Source organism: Pedobacter quisquiliarum (genome assembly GCF_014642175.1).
GTDB classification, from domain to species: Bacteria; Bacteroidota; Bacteroidia; order Sphingobacteriales; family Sphingobacteriaceae; genus Pedobacter; species Pedobacter quisquiliarum.
Genome location: NZ_BMIL01000010.1, coordinates 97,365 through 118,209, shown reverse-complemented (window position 1 = coordinate 118,209; position 20,845 = coordinate 97,365). Strand labels below are relative to the sequence as shown.

23 protein-coding genes are annotated in these 20,845 nt (G+C 45.9%); 4 read left to right on the top strand and 19 right to left on the bottom strand.

The features are described 5' to 3' along the window. The first annotated feature begins 4 nt into the window (after positions 1–4). Positions 5–1,645, top strand: coding sequence for an apolipoprotein N-acyltransferase (lnt, locus tag IEW69_RS14545; protein ID WP_188627603.1), 1,641 nt, complete (start codon positions 5–7; stop codon positions 1,643–1,645). Here lnt and IEW69_RS14540 read toward each other — a convergent pair whose 3' ends face one another. Next, positions 1,646–3,286, bottom strand: coding sequence for an NAD+ synthase (locus tag IEW69_RS14540; protein WP_188627602.1), 1,641 nt, complete (start codon positions 3,284–3,286; stop codon positions 1,646–1,648). It lies immediately after the preceding gene. A gap of 58 nt (positions 3,287–3,344) precedes the next feature. Next, on the bottom strand, positions 3,345–4,010 hold the full coding sequence (locus IEW69_RS14535; RefSeq protein ID WP_188627601.1) for a porin family protein: 666 nt from the start codon (positions 4,008–4,010) through the stop codon (positions 3,345–3,347). A gap of 54 nt (positions 4,011–4,064) precedes the next feature. On the opposite strand from IEW69_RS14535, the gene gldB reads away from it, so the two are divergent. Together gldB and IEW69_RS14525 are read left to right on the top strand one after the other, a co-directional pair. Next, entirely contained in the window at positions 4,065–5,099 is a 1,035-nt protein-coding gene (gene gldB, locus IEW69_RS14530) for a gliding motility lipoprotein GldB (RefSeq protein WP_188627600.1), read from the top strand. Further along, on the top strand, positions 5,096–5,866 hold the full coding sequence (locus IEW69_RS14525) for a patatin-like phospholipase family protein (protein WP_188627599.1): 771 nt from the start codon (positions 5,096–5,098) through the stop codon (positions 5,864–5,866). The genes gldB and IEW69_RS14525 overlap by 4 nt, the downstream gene beginning before the upstream one ends. 254 nt (positions 5,867–6,120) lie before the next feature. Here IEW69_RS14525 and IEW69_RS14520 read toward each other — a convergent pair whose 3' ends face one another. The 7 genes from IEW69_RS14520 to IEW69_RS14490 all read right to left on the bottom strand — a co-directional run bounded on the left by IEW69_RS14520 (position 6,121) and on the right by IEW69_RS14490 (position 13,219). Further along, positions 6,121–6,840: a 2-phosphosulfolactate phosphatase gene (locus IEW69_RS14520; protein ID WP_188627598.1), complete on the bottom strand. Its 720-nt coding sequence runs from the start codon at positions 6,838–6,840 to the stop codon at positions 6,121–6,123. An 18-nt stretch (positions 6,841–6,858) separates the two neighbouring features. Then, entirely contained in the window at positions 6,859–7,938 is a 1,080-nt protein-coding gene (gcvT, locus tag IEW69_RS14515) for a glycine cleavage system aminomethyltransferase GcvT (protein WP_188627597.1), read from the bottom strand. Positions 7,939–7,977: 39 nt separating this feature from the next. Next, positions 7,978–9,180 (bottom strand): glycosyltransferase family 4 protein, encoded by a 1,203-nt coding sequence (locus tag IEW69_RS14510; RefSeq protein WP_188627596.1) that lies wholly within the window; start codon positions 9,178–9,180, stop codon positions 7,978–7,980. A gap of 17 nt (positions 9,181–9,197) precedes the next feature. After that, complete coding sequence (rnhB, locus tag IEW69_RS14505; RefSeq protein WP_188627595.1) at positions 9,198–9,809, bottom strand: ribonuclease HII; 612 nt, start codon at positions 9,807–9,809, stop codon at positions 9,198–9,200. Between the two features lie 101 nt (positions 9,810–9,910). Beyond that, a complete protein-coding gene (locus IEW69_RS14500) occupies positions 9,911–11,053 on the bottom strand; it encodes an ABC transporter permease (RefSeq protein ID WP_188627594.1) in 1,143 nt (380 codons plus the stop codon). Next, the gene (locus IEW69_RS14495) at positions 11,053–12,264 is read right to left on the bottom strand and encodes a glycosyltransferase family 2 protein (RefSeq protein ID WP_229663634.1); all 1,212 of its coding nucleotides are present in this window, start codon (positions 12,262–12,264) and stop codon (positions 11,053–11,055) included. Before IEW69_RS14495 ends, IEW69_RS14500 begins: the two co-directional genes overlap by 1 nt. After that, positions 12,242–13,219 carry a hypothetical protein gene (locus tag IEW69_RS14490; RefSeq protein WP_188627647.1) on the bottom strand — a complete coding sequence of 326 codons (978 nt, stop codon included), beginning with the start codon at positions 13,217–13,219 and terminating at the stop codon, positions 12,242–12,244. The genes IEW69_RS14495 and IEW69_RS14490 overlap by 23 nt, the downstream gene beginning before the upstream one ends. Positions 13,220–13,262: 43 nt before the next feature. On the opposite strand from IEW69_RS14490, the gene ruvC reads away from it, so the two are divergent. Continuing rightward, the gene (gene ruvC / locus IEW69_RS14485; protein ID WP_188627593.1) at positions 13,263–13,826 is read left to right on the top strand and encodes a crossover junction endodeoxyribonuclease RuvC; all 564 of its coding nucleotides are present in this window, start codon (positions 13,263–13,265) and stop codon (positions 13,824–13,826) included. A 58-nt stretch (positions 13,827–13,884) separates the two neighbouring features. Here the strand turns inward: ruvC and IEW69_RS14480 are convergent, their stop codons facing one another. The 10 genes from IEW69_RS14480 to IEW69_RS14435 form a co-directional block, all read right to left on the bottom strand. Beyond that, a complete protein-coding gene (locus tag IEW69_RS14480) occupies positions 13,885–14,100 on the bottom strand; it encodes a hypothetical protein (RefSeq protein ID WP_188627592.1) in 216 nt (71 codons plus the stop codon). Between the two features lie 62 nt (positions 14,101–14,162). After that, on the bottom strand, positions 14,163–14,948 hold the full coding sequence (locus IEW69_RS14475; protein ID WP_188627591.1) for a 5'-nucleotidase, lipoprotein e(P4) family: 786 nt from the start codon (positions 14,946–14,948) through the stop codon (positions 14,163–14,165). A 67-nt stretch (positions 14,949–15,015) separates the two neighbouring features. Next, positions 15,016–15,903, bottom strand: a complete 888-nt coding sequence (atpG, locus tag IEW69_RS14470) for an ATP synthase F1 subunit gamma (protein ID WP_188627590.1) — start codon at positions 15,901–15,903, stop codon at positions 15,016–15,018. Positions 15,904–15,929: 26 nt separating this feature from the next. Further along, a complete protein-coding gene (gene atpA / locus IEW69_RS14465; RefSeq protein ID WP_188627589.1) occupies positions 15,930–17,504 on the bottom strand; it encodes a F0F1 ATP synthase subunit alpha in 1,575 nt (524 codons plus the stop codon). Positions 17,505–17,551: 47 nt separating this feature from the next. Continuing rightward, entirely contained in the window at positions 17,552–18,100 is a 549-nt protein-coding gene (atpH, locus tag IEW69_RS14460) for an ATP synthase F1 subunit delta (RefSeq protein ID WP_188627588.1), read from the bottom strand. 23 nt (positions 18,101–18,123) lie between these two features. After that, positions 18,124–18,618: a F0F1 ATP synthase subunit B gene (gene atpF / locus IEW69_RS14455; RefSeq protein ID WP_188627587.1), complete on the bottom strand. Its 495-nt coding sequence runs from the start codon at positions 18,616–18,618 to the stop codon at positions 18,124–18,126. A gap of 101 nt (positions 18,619–18,719) precedes the next feature. Then, positions 18,720–18,935 carry an ATP synthase F0 subunit C gene (gene atpE, locus IEW69_RS14450; protein WP_188627586.1) on the bottom strand — a complete coding sequence of 72 codons (216 nt, stop codon included), beginning with the start codon at positions 18,933–18,935 and terminating at the stop codon, positions 18,720–18,722. Between the two features lie 39 nt (positions 18,936–18,974). Beyond that, complete coding sequence (gene atpB, locus IEW69_RS14445) at positions 18,975–20,135, bottom strand: F0F1 ATP synthase subunit A (protein ID WP_188627585.1); 1,161 nt, start codon at positions 20,133–20,135, stop codon at positions 18,975–18,977. Positions 20,136–20,152: 17 nt separating this feature from the next. Then, a complete protein-coding gene (locus tag IEW69_RS14440; protein ID WP_229663632.1) occupies positions 20,153–20,539 on the bottom strand; it encodes a hypothetical protein in 387 nt (128 codons plus the stop codon). A gap of 43 nt (positions 20,540–20,582) precedes the next feature. Continuing rightward, complete coding sequence (locus IEW69_RS14435; RefSeq protein WP_188627584.1) at positions 20,583–20,822, bottom strand: AtpZ/AtpI family protein; 240 nt, start codon at positions 20,820–20,822, stop codon at positions 20,583–20,585. Positions 20,823–20,845: the final 23 nt, after the last annotated feature.

The window sequence follows — 20,845 nt, the reverse complement described above, 5'->3', positions numbered from 1 at the left end:
ATCAATGACCCAAAAACTAACGTACCTGCTGGCCCTGCTCAGCGCTTTCATAATGTGGCTGGCCTGGCCACCCATACCTTTTACCGCACCCCTCCTACTTGTTGGCCTGGTGCCGCTCTTTATCGCCTTACAGGCCATCAGTAAAGACGGTCGCCCGAAAACCAGCAAACGCATCTTCCGCACCGCAGGATTAACCTTCCTCGTCTGGAACACCGCAAGCATCTATTGGGTGTACAATGCCATCGTGGCCTACAACGATCCATTTACCGCATTCCTGGTGAGCCTCATCCCCTTCGGACTGGGCGCATTGCTGATGACTACTGCCTTCTGGCTGTACTTCCGCTTAACGCAGGTCAGCAGCAGCAAAATTGCGTACCTGGGCCTCATCTGTTTCTACATCGGCATGGAGTACCTGCACCAAAGCTGGGACCTTGCTTTCCCATGGATGACTTTGGGTAACGGTTTTGCCGGTATGCACCAGATCGTGCAATGGTACTCGTATACAGGCGTGTACGGTGGTTCCTTATGGATCCTGCTCAGCAACATCATGGCTTTTGAAGCATATAAAGCTTACAAAACATACAAGGGCTACCCTGGCTTCCGCCCAGCAATATTCTGGCTGGTGTTGGTTCTGGTACCAACAGCCATTTCCTTGAAACAGTACTTTGGCTATACAGAAAGAAGCATGCCCATGAACGTGGTTACGGTGCAGCCAAACATTGACCCTTACAAGAAGCTGGGCGACATTCCTGTAGCGGAGCAGATGCGAATCCTCACGCACTTATCAGATTCTATTGCCCAGCCTAACACGGAATATTTCCTATGGCCGGAAACCGCCGTGCCGCAATACAGCGAAGAAGAAACCATTCGCGAAAGTCGTGAGTATGCCATCATGCAGGCATTCATTTCCAAATACAAAAACGGAAACCTGGTTACGGGAATTGAAACGCTGAACAAATACAACGACCAGCGTACGCCAAGTGCAAAACTGATCCCTGGCAGAGGGGTTTACATCGACAACTTCAATGCGGCGATACTGGTGGAGAACTCCTCCAATGTACAGTTCTACCACAAATCGAAACTCGTGCCTGGTGTAGAGCAAATGCCTTTTCCTACGGCCTTAGCCTTTCTGGCGCCGATCTTTTCAGAACTTGGTGGTAGTGTAGGTGGTTATGGCTGGCAGGAAGAGCCTGGTGTATTTTACTCGCAGAATGGTGTGGGTATGGACCCGGTGATCTGCTACGAGTCCATTTGGGGTGATTGGGTACGCCGTTCCGTGAAAAACGGCGCACAGTTTATTGGCGTCATCACCAACGATGCCTGGTGGGGTAACACTTCAGGCAAGGATCAGCACCTGCTTTATGCAAAGCTTCGTGCAATAGAGAACAGAAGATGGGTGGTGCGTTCTGCAAACACCGGTATCTCTGCCTTCATCGATCAGCGTGGAGACATCAAGCAGCAAAGTAAATGGTGGGTGGCAACAGCCTTAAAGCAGGACATCAACCTTAACAGTGAAATCACCTTCTATACGAAGAACGGCGATATCATTGCCGTACTGGCCAGTTTCATCGGATTGGTTATGGTATTCATCATCCCAGTACAGGATTACAGACGCAAAAAACGGTTAAAGAACGGTCGCATTTAATTAGGATAAATATTTTCCAGTAAGCGGCATTCTTCTACCCATACCAAATGCTTTAGGCGATACCCGCAAGATTGGTGGGGTCTGGTAACGCTTAAATTCCGCGTTATTCACCATCTTAATGACCTTTCGAACCAAGGCTTCATCGAAGCCTTGTGCAATAATATGCCTTGAAGATTGCTTCTGCTCAATGTACAGCTGCAGGATCTTGTCCAGTTGATCATAGTCGGGCAAGGAGTCGGAGTCTTTCTGATCGGGACGCAGTTCCGCTGAAGGTGGTTTTACAATGGTATTTTCCGGAATGATCTCCCGGTCTTTGTTAATGTATCTTGCAAGCTGGAAGATCTGTGTTTTATAAACATCCCCGATCACGCCAATAGCACCACACATGTCGCCATATAAGGTACCATAGCCTACGGCACACTCGCTTTTGTTGGAGGTGTTCAGCACGATATAGCCGAACTTGTTAGACATCGCCATCACGATAATCCCGCGGCAGCGTGCCTGAATGTTCTCTTCTGCAACGTTAAAAGGCATATCTTTAAATGCCGGTGCCATCATCTTGTCGAAAGCATCTGCAGCATCTTTAATCGGAATCACCTCATGCATACAGCCAATGTTGTTCACCAGGTCCATAGCATCGTCAATAGAATGGTCGGTCGAGTACTTAGATGGCATTAGCACAGCCATCACGTTTTCAGGACCTAAGGCGCGACAAGCTAATGCGCAGACAATCGCGGAATCAATTCCACCCGATAAGCCCAATACAGCCTTACTGAAGCCAGATTTACTGAAGTAGTCCTGTATCCCCAGAATTAATGCATCATGAATCTGTGCCACGTCTGGTAGCGCCTGGTGCTCGGTTTTCTGTAAGCCGACCAGGCCTTTGCCGTCAAACTCGTAAACCTTAAGGTCTTCCTGGAAATACGCCATTTCATCCAACAGGTTACCTTCCTGATCAAAGGCCAGGGAGCCGCCATCGAAAATGATCTCTGTCTGCGCACCGACCTGGTTCACATACAGCAGTGGTAATTGGTACTGTTTAGCGTTTCCGGAAAGGATTTCAACCCGCTCATCATCATGCAGGTAAGAAAACGGCGAAGCCGCAATGTTAATCATCAGCGAAGGTTGCTGTTTGATCAACTCATCCATCGGATTGGATATATACAATGGATTATCATTGATGTTCCATAAATCTTCACAGATGGTTACCGCAATCTTATGCCCCATAAACTCAATGCATTCAAATGAAGTCGCAGGTTCAAAATAGCGGTACTCGTCAAAAATATCGTAATTCGGCAGCAGTGCCTTTTTGATTACTGCCTTTACCTCCCCTTTTTCAATGAAGTATGCCGCATTGAAGAGGTCCTTGCCCGCAAGCTGTGGATTCTTTACCGGCAGGCCGATGATACAAGCCACATCCTGCGTATGCGCAGCAATCTCCTGAGCGGATTGCTCACAAAGCTCAATAAACTCCTCAAACTCGAGAAAATCGCGTGGCGGATAACCACAAAGTGCCAGTTCAGCGAATACCACAAGGTCTGCACCCTGTGCTTTACCTTTCTCCAGGCTTTCAATTATCTTCTTTGTATTAAGTTCAAAATTACCGATCTGGTAATTCAGCTGCGCAAGGGCTATCTTCATTAGTCAAGCATATTAGTGATCAATAAACCGGCAGGCATAAAAGGCCTGTAAGCAGAGCTTAAAAGAATACAGCAAGGTTCAACCCTACGTAGTGGTTGCGAATGCTGTGGTTCTTATCATCGCTGATGTCGGTGAATCCATTGTTGAAGGTTAAACCTACCGCAACGCTGGTATGTGAATCCAGGTCAAACTCGCCACCAGCACCTAAAATCAAGCCCGCTCTGTAGAAGTTTGTAAGGTCTTTGATGTTCCTGTCTTCAGCGACTTTTCTGCCGGACAGTTCTACATCCTGCTTCGCACCAATGTTAAAATCGTTGGATAAACCAAACTGTCCGTACCAAACCATTTGCCCTACTTTAGAAGTTCTAAGTTTCACGGTAAGCGGCACTTCAATGTACTGAAGCTTGTATTTCAGCTTATAAGCGTTTGCAACATCACCAGTAAAACCCGGCGGGTTGATTTCTGTGCTTTTACCATTGATGGTGGTGATGGTTAAACCGGTAGAGAAGCTATAGTTTTCAGCGAAGTTAAAATCACCCAGTAATCCATAAGAGAAACCAAGGCTGGTGCCCTCACCTTTACCATTTTCAGGCTTCAACCATCCGAAAGTTGGATGCGCCGTTAGACCAAGTCTAAAATCATTGCTGATAGGTCCATTCTGCCATTGTGCAAAAGCGCTACCCGTTAAACAAAAGAATACTAGCGTAAATAAGAGTTTTTTCATAAAAAGTAAATATTGGCCCGGTGGGCTGGGGTCATCTGTCTATATTTGTTCAACATGAACAATACCGTTAAGTTTTCCCAAATCTATCTTTTTTTTGCCGCTCTGCTAGCACTGTTTTCCTGCAAGCAAAACAATCGCCCTTATGTAGAAGACATTAAATTGGACATTGCTATTGAACGTTTTGATAAGGACGTGGTGGCTGGCATGAATAAAGGACCGCAGCAAACCGACCAGGTACTCGCTAAGCAGTATGGTTATTTCTACCAGGATTACGTAACTCGCATTGTGGGCAACGGGGCCTATTCCGGCCCGGAAATCCTGGATGTGTTGTATAAAGATCAGGCCTTTAAAGACCTGAGTCATGATGCCGATAGTGTGTTCAAAGACATGGCACCTATTGAAAAAGAGCTCAGCACCACCTTTAAATACATCAAACACTACTACCCGAAAGTTAACGTACCACGGTTCATCGCTTTTATCTCCGGCTTTGAGGTGCAAACGCCAATTGGCGATGGCTACATGGGCATCGGACTGGATATGTTCCTGGGGCGCGACAGTCGTTTCTACCCCGCCATCGTGTCCAGCGTACCGCAATACATCTCCAGGAGGTTCACCCCGACGTATGTTGTTCCACGCTTAGCGGAAACTTTTGCACGTGAGGAGTTATTCCCGGAACGTGATGAAGACCGCACGCTACTTGCGAAAATGGTGCATAATGGCAAGATCCTGTATTTTATGGACCAGGTGCTGGATGAAAAGGTACCCGATTCAGTAAAGATTGGTTATACAGATAAACAATTGGGCTGGTGCACGACTTACGAAGGCAACATTTGGGGCTACTTTATGGAGCATGAACTGCTCTTTAAAACAGACTACCAGAAGATACAGGTGTACCTGAGTGAAGGGCCCTTTACACCTGGCCTTGGCGAAAAGAATCAATCGGCACCAAAATTGGGTGTATGGATGGGTTGGCAGATCGTGCGCAAGTACATGAAGGAGAACCCGGATGTAAGCTTAACCGAACTGATGGCCGATACGGACGCGGAAAAGATCCTGCGGGCCTCGAAATATAAACCAAGACAACAATGAGAAAAATAGGAATTGTACTATCCGGCGGCGGCATACGGGGCATTGCACATCTAGGCGTGCTTAAAGCTTTCTCCAACGCAGGCATACAATTCAGTCACATCAGCGGTACCAGTGCCGGCTCCATTGCTGGCGCTTTCTATGCCTCTGGTGTAGACCCTGAAGAGGGCCTCAAGATTTTCCTTAAGACCAAACTGCTCCGCTTCATCCGCCCTGCCCTGCAGGGACTCGGCCTTATCAATATTGAGCGTACCACCGCTTTATTTCAGACCTATTTCCCGGACGACCGTATTGAAAGTTTAAAAATTCCTTTAACCATAGCGGCGACGAACTTCAGTGAGGGGAAGATCGAATACTTTAGTCAAGGCCCATTGATCAAGACGGTACAGGCTTCCAGCTGCATTCCCGGCATCTTCAGTCCGGTGATGATCAACAACCAGATGTATGTGGATGGTGGTATTCTGAATAATTTCCCTGTTGAACCCCTTATTGGTAACTGCGATTTCATCATCGGCTCTTCCTGCAACCACCTGAACCCGGTGGAGAAAATTACTAAGATCCGGGCACTGATGGGTCGTGCCTTCCTGATGTCCATAAACAAGGATATGGAGGAGAAATCACCCTTATGCGACGTGTTAATTGAACCTAAAGGTATGGGTGAAATTAAAACCTTCGACACGGCCAAAGCAGAGACGATCTACTGGCTGGCTTACGAAGAAACCTTACGTGCGCTAGAGACGAACGAAAAGCTGAAACAGCTCCTTGCTTAAACAACCTCCTTTTCCTGTGCCAGGCGAGCCTTGATCTTCATTGCTCACCAACCGCGGTAAAAATCTGACAAAACGCTTGGGAAACAAGCGATTTGAACAGTTTTTAACATGCACTTGGCAAGTGGTTGAATAGGGCAACCCCTTAGCAAGTACTTAGTAACACTTAAGCAAAATGCAAGCTTGTGCCCGGCAAGGTTCAAACAAAAAGCCCCGCACATAAGATGTGCAGGGCTGCTTTTATGGGTATCTAAAATCTAGTTCTTTTTCAATGGCACAAGGGCATCACCTACCAGTACTGGGATGGCCTGACAAATATTGAGCTGCAGACAGAATTTAACATCTTCACCGATGTTTAATGCGGCAAGGCGGTGGCTGTGTGAGGATTTGTTCATATATGCGCCAAGGTCGTGTTGTGCAAGACCATAAAGATCTTCCGCAATAACAGAGGAGTCATCAAAGGCGACAAATTCCGAACGAAGTGCTTTAACCACCGCACCTGCAAACAGGGTATCTTCCAGGTTCGCTGAATCTTTCCAGCCCGCACATAACAAGAGTACATCCTGCGATTGCTCTTTGAGCCAGTCGCATAAGGCCTGCAGGTTCAGGAAGGACCCGATCACCACCTGCTGTGCAGTAGCGCGTGCCATATGTAGTGCCTTGGTTCCATTTGTTGTGGTTAACACAACGGTTTTCCCAGCAACATGTTCAGCGCTGTAGGAGAATGGCGAATTCCCGAAATTGTAACCGGCAACCACTTCTCCGTTGCGTTCTGCAGCTAGTAGATAACCATGTTCCGCATACGCCAGGCAATCTTCAACCTGTGCCACAGGAATGATGGCGGTAGCGCCATTATCGATCCCGTAAACCATGGAAGAGGTTGCCCTGAGGATGTCGATCACGACAACAATGCTATTCTTTAAATCATATAAGCCCAATAATGCGGGCGTTAAACAAACTTCAATCTTTCTCGACATGTATATTATGGATACAGCTTATTTATAGAATGGGAACTTGACAACTTTCGCTTTGATCTTGTTGTTGCGGATACTGATGTAAATTTCAGTGCCTTCTTTAGCGAATTCCTTATTTACGTAGCCCATACCGATTGCTTTTTGCAGGGATGGTGCTTGTGTGCCTGAAGTTACACGGCCGATAACCTGACCTTCAGCATCAACAATTTCATAGTCATGACGTGGAATACCACGGTCAATCATTTCAAAGCCGACAAGTTTACTTTTTACACCTGCTTCTTTTTCTGCTTTTAGGGCTTCGCTGTTGGTGAAGTCTTTGGTGAACTTGGTGATCCAGCCCAATCCAGCTTCAATTGGCGAAGTATTATCGTCAATGTCATTCCCGTAAAGGCAGAAACCCATTTCCAGTCGTAAGGTATCACGTGCACCTAAACCGATCGGCTTAATGCCCAGGCTTGCACCGGCTTCAAAAATGGCATCCCAGATTTTATCTGCATGTTCGTTATCGAAATAGATCTCGAAACCACCAGCACCCGTGTAGCCAGTTGCGGAAATCAGTACGTTGTCTACCCCTGCAAACTGCCCTTTAACGAAAGTGTAGTATTCCATAGAAGCAAGATCCACATCGGTAAGGCTTTGCAGTGCTTCTGCAGCTTTAGGGCCTTGAACGGCAAGGAGGGAAGTTTTATCAGAGATGTTGTGCATCTCCACGTCTTTGGTATTGTATTGCTGGATCCAGTTCCAGTCTTTCTCAATGTTGGAAGCATTTACAACAAGCATGTAGCTTTTCTCGTCTATGCGGTAAACCAGTAAATCGTCTACAATTCCGCCATTTTCATTTGGCAGGCAGGAGTACTGAATTTTACCATCGTATAGCTTGGAAGCATCGTTGCTGGTAACACGTTGAATAAGATCTAAAGCATTTTCACCTTTAAGAATAAACTCGCCCATATGCGACACATCGAAAACACCAACACCCTGCCTAACGGTTGCGTGTTCGGCATTAATGCCTTCATATTGTACCGGCATGTTGTAGCCAGCAAAGGGAACCATTTTAGCACCCAGGGAAATGTGTTTGTTTGTTAAAGCGATCTCTTTCATACTTGTTGTTAAAAATTGTATGCAAAACTACACAAATTTTTAAGCATTAAGTAGTTGCTGATATACCTGAAACATCCTTTGAGATACCCCATCGATGTCGTATTCGCGCTCGGCGGTCTTCCTGGCCTCCATCCCTATAGCCCGCCATTTTCGCGGCTGGGTAAGGCACTGCAGGATGTAACGGTAGAATTCGTCGGGCGTATCCGCAAGCAGAATGTCTTTTCCATGTTCACAGGCGATACCTTCTGCGGCAATGGTTGTTGCAATGATACATTTGCCCATTGCCATCCCTTCGAGGATTTTCACGCGCATACCGCTCCCGGATAGTAAGGGTACAATCATGATGGATTTGGAATTCATAAATTCCACGGCATCGAATATCTCTCCTTCCACCAGCACATTATCAGAGTCGTAGTCGAAAAACTTCCTCGGCATGTTCCGGCCGGCAATGTAAAAGCGGAGTTCGCTGTTTAGCTCTTCGATATCCGGCCACACTTCATCCAGAAACCATTCGATACCCTCCCGGTTCGGGATCCAGTCCATAGAACCCAGGTGGAACAAAGTCGGGAAGTTGGGTTGCAGCGCATCACTTTTGTATTCATTGATGTCCAGGGATACCGGGAACACGTCTACATTGGTTTCACAGCCCAGTTTGATGATGTGATGCCGGTCGGGTTCTGAAATGGCAAATACGCGATGGAATCGGTTGATCTGTTCACTTTCGTAAGCTTTAAGGCGCCTGGCCAGAAACTCCAGGTAGTGGCGCTTGGGTCTGAACTTCTCGCTTTGCGAAAGGCGCTCCCAGACGTCGAACAGCATGTTGTGGGCACGGTAAATGAGCCTAGCCTTGCTGTTGGCCTTTACGATGTCGAGGTAAGGTACCACGAACAGGCTTTCAAACTGAATGATATCAAATTCTGTCTCCCGCAGTACATCCTCTAATAAACGCCCCGCTTCATCATCGAAAAACCTGGAGACGTTGTAAGACTCATTGGAGAAGATGTTGAAAAGCGCACCGATGAAATTCGCTTCGGTGTTGATGTTGTAGTGGTGGAACTTGATGGCTTCAAAAACCGGATCATAGATGTCGTCGACATCCACCGCATGCTGATTGGGATTTATGCTCAATAAGGTGACATCAACGCCCATACGAAGCAGGCCCTTAATTGTGTTATAAACAACTATAGGATAGCCGCTCTTCGGCGGAAAAGGGACCCGGTTTGTAATAAAAAGCGTTTTCAATTATTGAAAGTACAAATTTATACGACAAGATCAGGCATCCCATCGAATTGCGGGTGACTGATGCTGAAGGTTCTTCTGTGATATGGTGTTAATCCTTTTTCAATAGAAACGAGGCGATGCGCCGCGGTGCCGTAGCCTTTATTCTGGTGCCAGTTATATTCAGGATGTTCCTGCGCGATGTTGGCCATGTACTCATCGCGGTAGGTTTTAGCCAGAATGGAAGCTGCAGCGATGTTCAGGTACTTGCCGTCCCCTTTAACAATGCAGGCATGCGGAATATCGGAGTACGGTTTGAATCTGTTGCCATCGATCACCAGGTATTGCGGGATGACCATCAGCTGATCTATCGCGCGGTGCATAGCCAGAAAGGAGGCATTCAGGATGTTAATCTCATCAATTTCATGGTTGTCTACAGAACCGACTGCCCAGCAAATGGCCTGCTTTTGGATCACCTCGCGCATTTCCAGGCGTTGTTCGAGTGTGAGCTTCTTGGAGTCGTTCAGGATTTTAGACTTGAATTTCCTGGGCAGAATCACTGCGGCAGCATATACCGGCCCGGCAAGGCAACCCCTACCTGCTTCATCGCAGCCTGCTTCGATCAGATCCCGTTGGAAACAATTGATTAACATGCCGCAAAGTTAAGGATAATGCAGCTGAAGAATTAAAGGCAAAAAGTAAATTTCTTTTCAGGGATGCGGTTTGGAACAGTCCGGGCTTTGCTGAAGCAGCGCTAAACCGTTACGTTTTGCGACTTCACATCAAAGGCATCTCTCAGGCCGATGGCCAGCACATTGAACGCATATACTGTAAACATGATGGCGAGGCCGGGCAGCACGGCCAGGTAGGCGGCATCCATGATGATGTATCCATAATGTTCTTTGATCATCGTGCCCCAGCTGGGCATGGGTGGCTGCGCGCCGAAGCCCAGGAAGCTCAGTCCGGTTTCCAGCAGGATTGCCGAGGCAAAGTTCGCAGAGGCAACCACGAGGATCGGCCCTGCAATATTGGGCAGGATGTGTTTGATGATGATGCGGCTGGTGGAGAAGCCCAATGCGCGGGACGCTTCCACAAACTCCACTTCTTTGAGCGCCATCACTTGTCCGCGGACGAGGCGCGCGACATCAACCCAGGTAGATAGGCCCACGGCGATGAAGATTTGCCAGAAACCTTTGCCCAGTGCAAAGGAGATGGCAATGACCAGCAGTAAGGAGGGCAACGACCAGATCACGTTCATGAACCAGCTAATGGCGGCATCGATCTTTCCGCCGAAGTAACCTGCGATGGCACCAAGGCTGATGCCAATGAGTAAGGAGATGATTACCGCCATAAGGCCCACGGAAAGTGAAACGCGGATGCCCAGGATGAGCCTGCTCAGCAGGTCGCGGCCGTAAATATCACTGCCCAGCAGGAAACGCTGTTCATAGATATTGCTTGCTGCAAACTGGGTGTTCAGCTTTTTGGTGTCTTTCAGATCGCAGCTGCTGCATAGGTCTTTGATCGCGTAGATTTTCTTCTCTCCAGGTTCATCATCGCCGATGTACGCATCTGCTTCTACCCTGTCCCCAATGATTTTGTAGCTGTTGATGGGTATGCTCTTGAAGTTGGCTTCCTGACCGTAGAGCATCTTTTCAAATACATTGACCTGCTGAACGGAATTGCTGCGGCTGATGATCAGAAATTTAAAGCTACGGCCCGGCTTCTTGTTGCTGAGCTGCAGGTGCATGGTGTTGGCCATGGGTGTCTGGTCTGGCGTAACGAGGTAGCCCAGGATGCCGATGATCATGGTTGCGAGAATGAACAGGAGTCCGCCTACTGCAAACTTATTCTTCCTGAACTTTTTCCAGATCTTTTTTGAAGGGCTGTGATCATTCATTAGCGCACCATCCTTCCTTTCCAGCTGTATTTTCCGGAATTTCCGGCAATGCCGATATATATGAGGTAGATGATGTGCAGGATGTTTAACAATGGCAAAAATTGCATGAGCTTGGGTCTGCGGGCAAAGTGAGTAACTTTTTTCAAAAAGAGGAACTCTATCAGGAATTTTATACAGAATTGGAGGAGTGCCAGGTATAAAAGCTGCTGCCCGCCGGATATCTTAGCGGTGTCCATGGTGTTTGTCATGGCTTGTAAAAGCTCCGCCTGTGCAGAACCAAAAAGCAGCAGGATTATGCCGGCGAGTAGATTAAGTACAATGCTGAGGTTGAACAACCAGACGAGGATTCCCAGCACGATGATGGACTTGTTCTTATACCGGGTGCTTTTGGATGCCCAGCGTTTGCGCTGCTGGATAAACTCTCTTAATGTTGGTTTGGCTTGGGTGTACACAATGGCGTCATGGTTTTTCAGGAACCCAATTTTGTTGCAGTATTTTTCAGCCATTTTGTGCAGCAGCAGTTCATCGTCGCCCGAAGCCAGGTCGTCTATGCCTTTGAAGCCGCCAACTTCGTAAAATGCCTGGCGTTCGTAGGCCAGGTTGGCACCGTTACAGGTAGATGGTTTGTTATTGCCAATGGTGGATGCGCCCATGCCGATCAGGAACAGAAATTCCAGGGATTGTGCCCGCTCGAAGCGGCTTTGCTCCTCGAAGTATACGACCGGTGAGGAGATCATCTTGTAGCCCCCTTGTTGGTAGTAGCTGACGATGGTCTTGAGCCAGTTTGGACCCATGCGGCAGTCTGCGTCTGTGGTAATGATCAACTCGCCCCTGGCATTGCCGATAGCAGTTTCTATGGCTTTCTTTTTATAAGAGTTGAGCGTGTTGCTTTGCTTAAGTTGGATCAGCGTGATGCCTTGTGCTTCGTAGGTTCTTATGATTTCAGCCGTGTTGTCGGTAGAATGGTCGTCTATAAAGATGATTTCGAGGAAGGCCTTCTCGTAATCCTGCGCGAGCAGATCTTTTATGGTTTTCTCAATGTTCGCAGCTTCGTCTCTGGCGGCAATGATGATGGAAACGTGCAGTGGTTGATGCTGCTGGTACTGGAATGGCTTCAGTGCTTTCCATCCCCTGATGAAGCTGCTGATCACCACCACATAGAACATGGTGAGCACCAAGGCAATGACACTAATTACGTTTAAGGCTTCCAAAGAAATTCAGTTTAAAGACGAAATAAGATCCTAAGATAGCAGGAATAATAATATTGATCAGCCAGATGCTGGCCGTACAGGCTACTACAGCGGCACTTTGATTGGTGATGAACTCGAAGAAGAACAGCGCGGTAACACTGCGGATCCCGATGTCGAACAGGTCGAGTGAAGGCAGGTTGGACTGTACGAAAAACAGAATGCAGACCATCATGAACACATCGCTGAAGTGCAGACTTGGGATGAGCCAGAAGAACATGATGAAATATTGCGTGCTAAACACCGCATACCTTGCCAGGCAGTACAACAGGATCCTGAAGAGTTCAGCTTTTCGGTACCGGGCCAGGATGGTGTAGAACTTCTTGTATTTGCGGGTGAAGCGCATGGAGAGCAGCAAGCCGTTCAGCCAGCGGATGTTGAAGTAAAAGATGGCCAGGAAGGAACAAAAAATGAAGGCCAGCGTGCAGATGAACAGGAAGAAAAGGCTGTCCATCGGTTTGAAGCGGTAGATAAAGACGCAGACCGCAATGGAGCCGAAGATGTTGGTGAGCACCATCTGTCCGATGTTACCCACAGCCATGGCCACGGCGCCAATGATCCGCCGTTTAGGCGAAAGGAAGAAAACCCGTCCGCCATATTCGCCCAGGCGATTGGGTGTAAAAACAGCCCAGGTAAGGCCGCAGAATACAGATTCAATGGCTTTCCAAAGGCTGATGCGTTCTATTGGACCAATAAGTCTTTTCCATTTTATGGCTTCGAGGCCCCAGTTGAGCAACATGAGCAGGAAGACCAGCGAAAGTACACTTACAATCTGTATGGTGGGTATGGTGGCAATGAGGTCGAGAAATCCTTTGAGGTCCTGATTGCTGCTGAGCTTGATGTAGATGAAGTAAAAAGCGAAAAGGACAACGCCAATTTTGATCAGATTAGATATGATGGTCTTGTATCGGGGTGTTATACTTTTTGCGCTCACTTTCTGCAAATATGCTTATTATTGTTCTATGTTGGTGGAAAAAAAGGAAAGGGTGATTATGGGAATCGATCCGGGAACAGCAGTTATGGGCTACGGATTGGTCCTGGAGCAGGGCAGTAAGATTACATTGATCAGCATGGGCGTGGTAAAAATGGATCACATGGATGACCACTTTCTGAAGCTTCAAAGGATATTTGAAAAGACGGTAGGACTGATTGAACAATACAAGCCGGATGTGATGGCGTTGGAAGCGCCTTTTTACGGCAAGAACGTTCAGGTGATGCTGAAACTGGGCCGTGCACAGGGCGTGGCGATGGCTGCAGCTTTGTCAAAAGGCATCCCGGTAACGGAATATGCACCGCGAAAGATTAAACAGGCGATTACCGGCAATGGTAGTGCAACGAAGGAGCAGGTGGCAGCGATGTTGCAGCGCTTGCTGAACTTCAAGGAAACGCCGGCGTTTCTGGATGCGACGGACGGACTTGGGGTGGCGGTGTGCCATGCCTTTCAGCGGGTACCGGCGAGCGGTGCAGGGAAGTCGTACTCCGGCTGGGCAGCCTTTGCTAAGGACAACCAGAAGCGTGTAAAATAGCTAAAAACAAAAAAGCCAGTCCTACAAGAACTGGCTTTTTGTGTTGGTATTTATGAGGTTATGCACCCAAAATCTTGAAAACGCCTTTGAAGCAGAAAGCTGCACCTACGAATAGGATAACCCATGAGATAAGTGACAACATATCAGAATCACCCGCAAAACGCAAGAACACGCCGATTACACCTAGTATAATTCCAACTAATAATAATTTGTAGATCCCTTCATCGTTCGCAATCTTCATGCTGGGCGTACTGTAAATTGGTTTCTTCTCCATGTTATTTTTTTAGTTTTACTGCACAAAAATAATATTTATTAACCTATATAAAAGGATTAATACTAATAAGTTTTCAATCCTTTTAACCGCTCTGCAGCTTTTATGGCTTCAGTCGGTTTGCTGTCTTTGTAGAACTGTTTCTCCCAGTCACCATACATCGGATTTGGTAGTACTATAAAATGCGTACCAAATTCGGCCTGCGCTGCATTTACCTGTTCAATGGTGTTCTTTCCGGAGCGGTAAAAGATGTTGGAAAAGTCGCTCAGGTTATCGCCACAAAGCAGCAGAATGTGGTAGTTCTCCAGGATCTGTTGTCTTCTGGGTTCTTTATCTGAAGTGCTTGATTTTAGCAGGATGTGTTGTTTGTCTGCGTGAGGGAAACCAAGGGTCTTCAGGTTGTACAAGGTGCCTTTCATTTCCGAAGTATCGCGATTGGTCAGGTAGAAGGTTTCTACCTGATGTGCTGCCGCGAATTTTAGGAAGCCCAGTGCGCCAGGTACGGTATCGGCAACGCCAAGGCCGGTCCAGGTGCTCCAATCCTTCGGATCGAAGGTTTTACCGTTGTTGATCTGATAGCCCTGGAACGGAGAGTTATCCAGTACGGTTTCATCCACATCCACCACAACTGCATACTTCTTGTCTTTACCAACTTCTTTCAAGCGCTGAAGTAAGGAGATTCTAGCGAAGTTATAGGCCTGAAAGGTCAATGCGCGGTATTCACCGGCATGTTGCTGCCAGAGTACAGCAGCTGTGTAATCACGGTAACCGGTGTTGTTTTTTGTGGTGTCCTGTGCCAATAAACCAAATGGCATCAGTAGGGCGATGAGTATCGCAAGACGTGTTTTCATTCTCTTATTTTGATTAAACAAAAAAGCCTCTGTCGTGCGACAGAGGCTTCGGTATTGTATATTCTTATTATCCATTCAAGGCAGCAGCACCACTTACAATCTCGGTTAACTCGGTTGTAATTGCAGCCTGACGGGCCTGGTTGTAGGATAGTTTCAATGCTTTCAAAAGATCTCCGGCATTTTCAGTTGCTTTATCCATAGAAGTCATACGTGCACCATGTTCTGAAGCATGTGAGTCTAAGATGGCTTTGTAAAGCTGAATTTTGATTGACTTAGGGATCAGTTGCTCTACAATCTCCACCTTTGAAGGCTCCAGGATGTAGTCAACATTGTTTCCTTTTACAGTCTCAACTTCAGCTTCTGCAGTTCTTTTTAGTGGCAACAACTGTTCTGTTGTAACGATTTGTACAGCGGCATTTTTGAAGCGGTTATAAACAACCTGCACTTCATCGTACTCCCCTTTTACGAAACCATCCATGATGGCTTCGGTAATTTTCGTTACGTTTTCAAAGGTTAGTGCTGTATAAAGCTCATTGTTATTGCCAATGGTATTGTAGTTACGTTTTTCGTAGAAATCCTGTGCTTTCTTACCTACGGCAACAACTTTCACATTACCATTTTTAAACTGCTCACTATAGCGTTCCGCGATCAGGTTGTTGGTTGCTTTGATGACGTTCATGTTGAAAGCACCTGCAAGTCCACGGTTTGATGACACGACCACAACTAAAACTTTGTTCGGCTCACGTTCCTGAATGAAAGGTGATGATGAACCTTCTAAACTTGCAGATAGATTACCTAAAATCTCCTTCAGTTTAGTAGCATATGGACGTAATTGTGTAATCGCATTGGTGGCACGTTTCAGTTTAGCAGCCGAAACCATTTTCATGGCTTTGGTAATCTGCTGGGTAGATTGTACCGATGCTATACGTATTCTTACTTCTTTTAAATTCGCCATGTTATTTTAGTGTGCGCTGTTAGAGATTAATATTTGCTTGAAACCTCTTTAGCTACTGTTTCTAATACGCTTGTAGTTGCATCTTCCAGTTTACCTGCTTTTAGGGCAGCTAAAACTTCAGGGTGACGTAGTTCAATTTGCTCCAGGAATTCTTGTTCGAATTCTTTAACACGCGCTACTGGTACCTGACGCATCAGGTTTTTAGTACCGATGTAGATGATTGCAACTTGCTTCTCTACTGGCATTGGTGAGAACTGGCCTTGCTTAAGCAATTCCACGTTACGCGCACCTTTATCAAGTACAGATTTGGTAGCGGCATCTAAGTCAGATCCGAACTTCGAGAAAGCCTCTAGCTCGCGGTACTGTGCCTGATCTAACTTTAAAGTACCAGCAACCTTTTTCATTGATTTGATCTGTGCATTACCACCTACACGTGATACCGAGATACCAACGTTGATCGCCGGACGAACACCTGCGTTGAACAAGTTAGACTCCAGGAAGATCTGACCGTCTGTAATTGAAATTACGTTGGTCGGGATGTAAGCAGAAACGTCACCAGCTTGTGTTTCAATGATTGGCAATGCCGTTAGTGAACCACCACCTTTAACGATGTGTTTGATTGACGCAGGAAGGTCGTTCATCGCTTGTGCGATATCATCGTTAGCGTTGATTTTCGCAGCACGCTCTAATAAACGGCTGTGTAGGTAGAACACGTCACCAGGATAAGCCTCACGGCCCGGTGGACGACGTAGTAGTAGAGAAACCTCACGGTAAGCCACAGCTTGTTTAGACAAATCATCATAAACGATTAGTGCCGGACGACCAGTATCTCTGAAATACTCACCAATTGCAGCACCAGAGAAAGGTGCGTAGAATTGAAGTGGAGCAGGATCAGCAGCAGCAGCCGAAACAACTACCGTATATGCCATTGCACCATTCTCTTCCAGTGTACGAACAACGTTCGCAACGGTACTTGCTTTCTGACCACAAGCAACATATATACATAAAACAGGGTTACCTGCTTCATAGAATTCTTTTTGATTGATGATGGTATCGATACAAACAGCACTTTTACCAGTCTGACGATCACCAATAACCAACTCACGTTGACCACGACCAATAGGAATCATCGCGTCAATCGCTTTGATACCAGTTTGTAATGGCTCTGTAACCGGCTGACGGTAAATTACACCAGGTGCTTTACGTTCAATCGGCATCTCATAAGTTTCGCCTAAGATTGGTCCTTTACCGTCGATTGGCTCGCCAAGTGTGTTTACAACACGACCCAACATACCTTCACCAACTTTGATGGAAGCAATCTTGTTTGTACGCTTAATGGTATCACCTTCCTTAATGTCGCCATAAGGACCTAATAAAACCACACCAACGTTATCTTCTTCAAGGTTCAATACAATCCCTTGTAAGCCGTTGTCAAACTCAACTAACTCACCTGACTGTACTTTAGTCAATCCGTAAACACGGGCGATACCATCACCCACTTGTAATACGGTACCAACTTCTTCCAGTTCAGCTTCTGATTTGAAGCCCGCCAATTGTTGCCTGATAATTGCCGATACTTCGTCTGGTCTTACCTCTACCATAATGTTTTATATTATTTCTTTTGTAATCAGTAATCTGTTAATGTTTCTTAAACCACACCGTGGCTGAATTCTTTTTTCAGTTTATTCAGGTTGCTTGCGATACTGGCATCAAACTGCCTGTCGCCTACCTTCAGAATAAACCCGCCGATTAGTTTCTCATCAACTTTTTCTTTAATCAGAACTTCATTGGCGCCAACTTCTCTTTTAACTATAGTCACAATTTCAGTGCGGTTCGCATCTGTAAGTGGAATTGCTGATGTTACTTCTGCTGTGATAATACCTTTAAGGGCATTATATTGCGTTAAATAAGCTTTAGCAGTTTCAAACACGATTGAAGATCTTCCTTTGCTGACGATCAGTTTCAGGAACAGATCGGTCACTGCACTTACTCTACCGGAGAAAGTATCTTTCAAGATACCCGCTTTTTTATCCAGGGGAATGATTGGGTTGTTCAGGATTGCGCCCAACAATGGATTCGCACTAATTACCGAAACGATGCTTGCCATGTCAGCCCGAACAGCTTCCATAGAGCCTTGCTCGGTAGAAAGATCAATAAGTGACTTCGCGTATCTTGATGCTGCTTTACTATTTGACATTTGAATTTACGTTAGGATAAAAATTAGTTTAACTCAACATCCTTTAAAAGGCCTGCAACCAATTCCTGTTGTTTAGCTTTATCCTGCAACTGTCCGCGTAAAACACGTTCAGCAATCTCGATAGATAAAGTAGATACTTGTGCTTTCATTTCAGCAAGGGCAGCTTTCTTCTGGTTAGCAATTTCAATTTTTGCTTTTTCAAGCATCTTGTCGCCTTCAGCTTGCGCCTGTGCTTTTGCTTCATTCAGAATGCCGTCCTTAAGCGCTTTAGCTTCCTTAAGGATAACATCACGCTCTGCACGTGCTTGTAGCATTAAGTCTTCGTTCTGAGCAGTTAAACGAGCCATCTCTTTTTTAGCCAACTCCGCTTTATTCAAAGCCTCATCGATATACTGCTCACGGTCATGGATAGCACCCATGATAGGTTTCCAAGCTAGCTTTCTTAGAAGCAGCAATAAAAACAAAAACGCGATTAATGTCCAGAAAACAAGTCCAATACTTGGGGTAACTAACTCCATATGATATTTAAATTTCTAAGTCTTAATTTAATTAAGGTTGGAAGGCAACCAATCGTCGACTTCCAACCTTAGTTTTTTTCCTGTACTTACAGTCCTTCAGATTACTGAGGATTGTTTCCAAGGAACGCAACTACCACACCGAATAACGCAACACCTTCAATAAGGGCTGCAGCGATGATCATTGCAGTTTGAATTTTAGAAGCAGCCTCTGGTTGACGAGCAATACCTTCCATTGCTTTACCACCTACTTGACCGATGCCTAATCCAGCACCGATAACTGCGATTCCGGCACCAATTGCCGCGATTGAACCTACCATAACTAATTTAATTTATATTAATGAATCTATAGTTTAATATTAATGATGCTCCTCTACAGCCATACCTATGAAAAGCGCGCTTAACAAGGTAAAGATGAATGCTTGCAGGAAAGCAACTAACAACTCCAGGACATCCATGAAGATCACGAACGCTACCGATACCGGTGCAATGGCAAGTGATTTAAAAATGAAGATCAGGGAGATTAAGCTTAACACGATAATGTGTCCAGCGGTAATGTTTGCAAATAACCTCACCATTAATGCAAATGGTCTTGAAAGCACACCAATCACCTCAACAGGGATCATGATCACATACATCCATTTTGGTACATCAGGTGCAAAGATGTGGCTCCAGTAAGATTTGTTACCATTTACGTTTACGATAACCAAAGTGAACAAGGCAAGAATGAAAGTCGTTGCAATGTTACCAGTTACGTTCGCACCACCTGGAAAGATTGGCACTAAACCTAAAAGGTTATTTATTAGAATAAAAAAGAATACAGTTAAAAGGAAAGGCATAAAACGACCGTAATCATGACCGATGTTCGGCTTCGCAATATCATCCCTTACGAACACAATGATTGGCTCTAAGAAGGACTGCAAACCTTTAGGTGATTTACCCTGACGTTTCTTGTATGCAGAAGCAACAGCTGAAAAAACAAGTAGTAAGATCACTACGGTTAAGAACATTGCAGCAACGTTCTTCGTGATGGAGAAGTCCATGATGCTCGCCGTAGCAGCTTCATCAATCTGCCCGTCTGGCGTTACAACTTTAATCTTCTTATTGAAGAAGTTCTGACCTACGCTCTGATCTTTAGTGCTCTCTACCAAACGGTAAGTGTTGTGCGCACCTTTATAGTCCGCCTCACCATGGTGGAAATGACCTGAAGAGAAAAATTCAAAACCTTGTGGGGTATATAATATCACCGGAAGCGGGAATGAGAAATGTCCAGCCACATGCCATACGTGAGAGTCGGCAATGTGTTCCATAATCACAGCTGTAGGATCAAAATTACCTTCAGCATGACCAGCTTCCGCACCATGAGCAGCATCAGCAGCAACGGCTTCATGCGCAACTCCGGCTCCAACACTGTCAGTCTGCGCTAAAACAGATGGTACAACAGTGAAAAGCGCTAAAAAAAGCGTAAAAGCAGCAATTAACCTATTCACTTTAAAATCAAAAACGTGGCTACAATCCATTTATTCGCAGATTTTTACTATTTATTTTGGTGGCGCAAGTTACGCAACAACCAGTATATTTCAAAGCAGGTAAACAATAAATATAAAGAAAAAAAGTTAGCCAGGAATATTCCGCCTAACTGAGGCTGTTTCTGACTGTAAATCAGCACAAAAGCCATGGAAAAGATCATCTTCACTGCAATGGAACCCATAATGGCCATTACACCTACCTGAGGGTCCTTTTTAATACCCAAATCAGCCGTGAGGTAGGCGATGTAAGTAATACCGGCAAGAAAGCAGAAGATTACCCAGAATTTATCAACGAGTAGATTGGCATGTGGGAAGATTTCCTGAAGACCTGCTGCCAGGCCGGCAAGCACGATACAAAAACCAGTATATAAAAGGGTAAAACGAAATAGATTCAAACAGCTTAGATTTGCTGCAAAAGTAGGAATTATTCCTGTGGTATTATGTTTTAGGATTGTTCAGCTGATTTACCTCCCTTAGCACCTGATAAATGGCGATCACCACACCCAGCAATGCTAGTCCTGCGGTATAATAAGGCTGGGCTGTTTGCTGATAATCATCCAGCCAGGAGCCTGCCCAGGCAAAAGCGCCTATGATCACAAACATTTGAAAGAAAAGTCCCGTGTAACGCACGTAACTGTTAACCTGCTTCCGCTTTATTTCCCGCTGTGGATCTTCCATCTTTGCCAATTAAGTAAATTTTG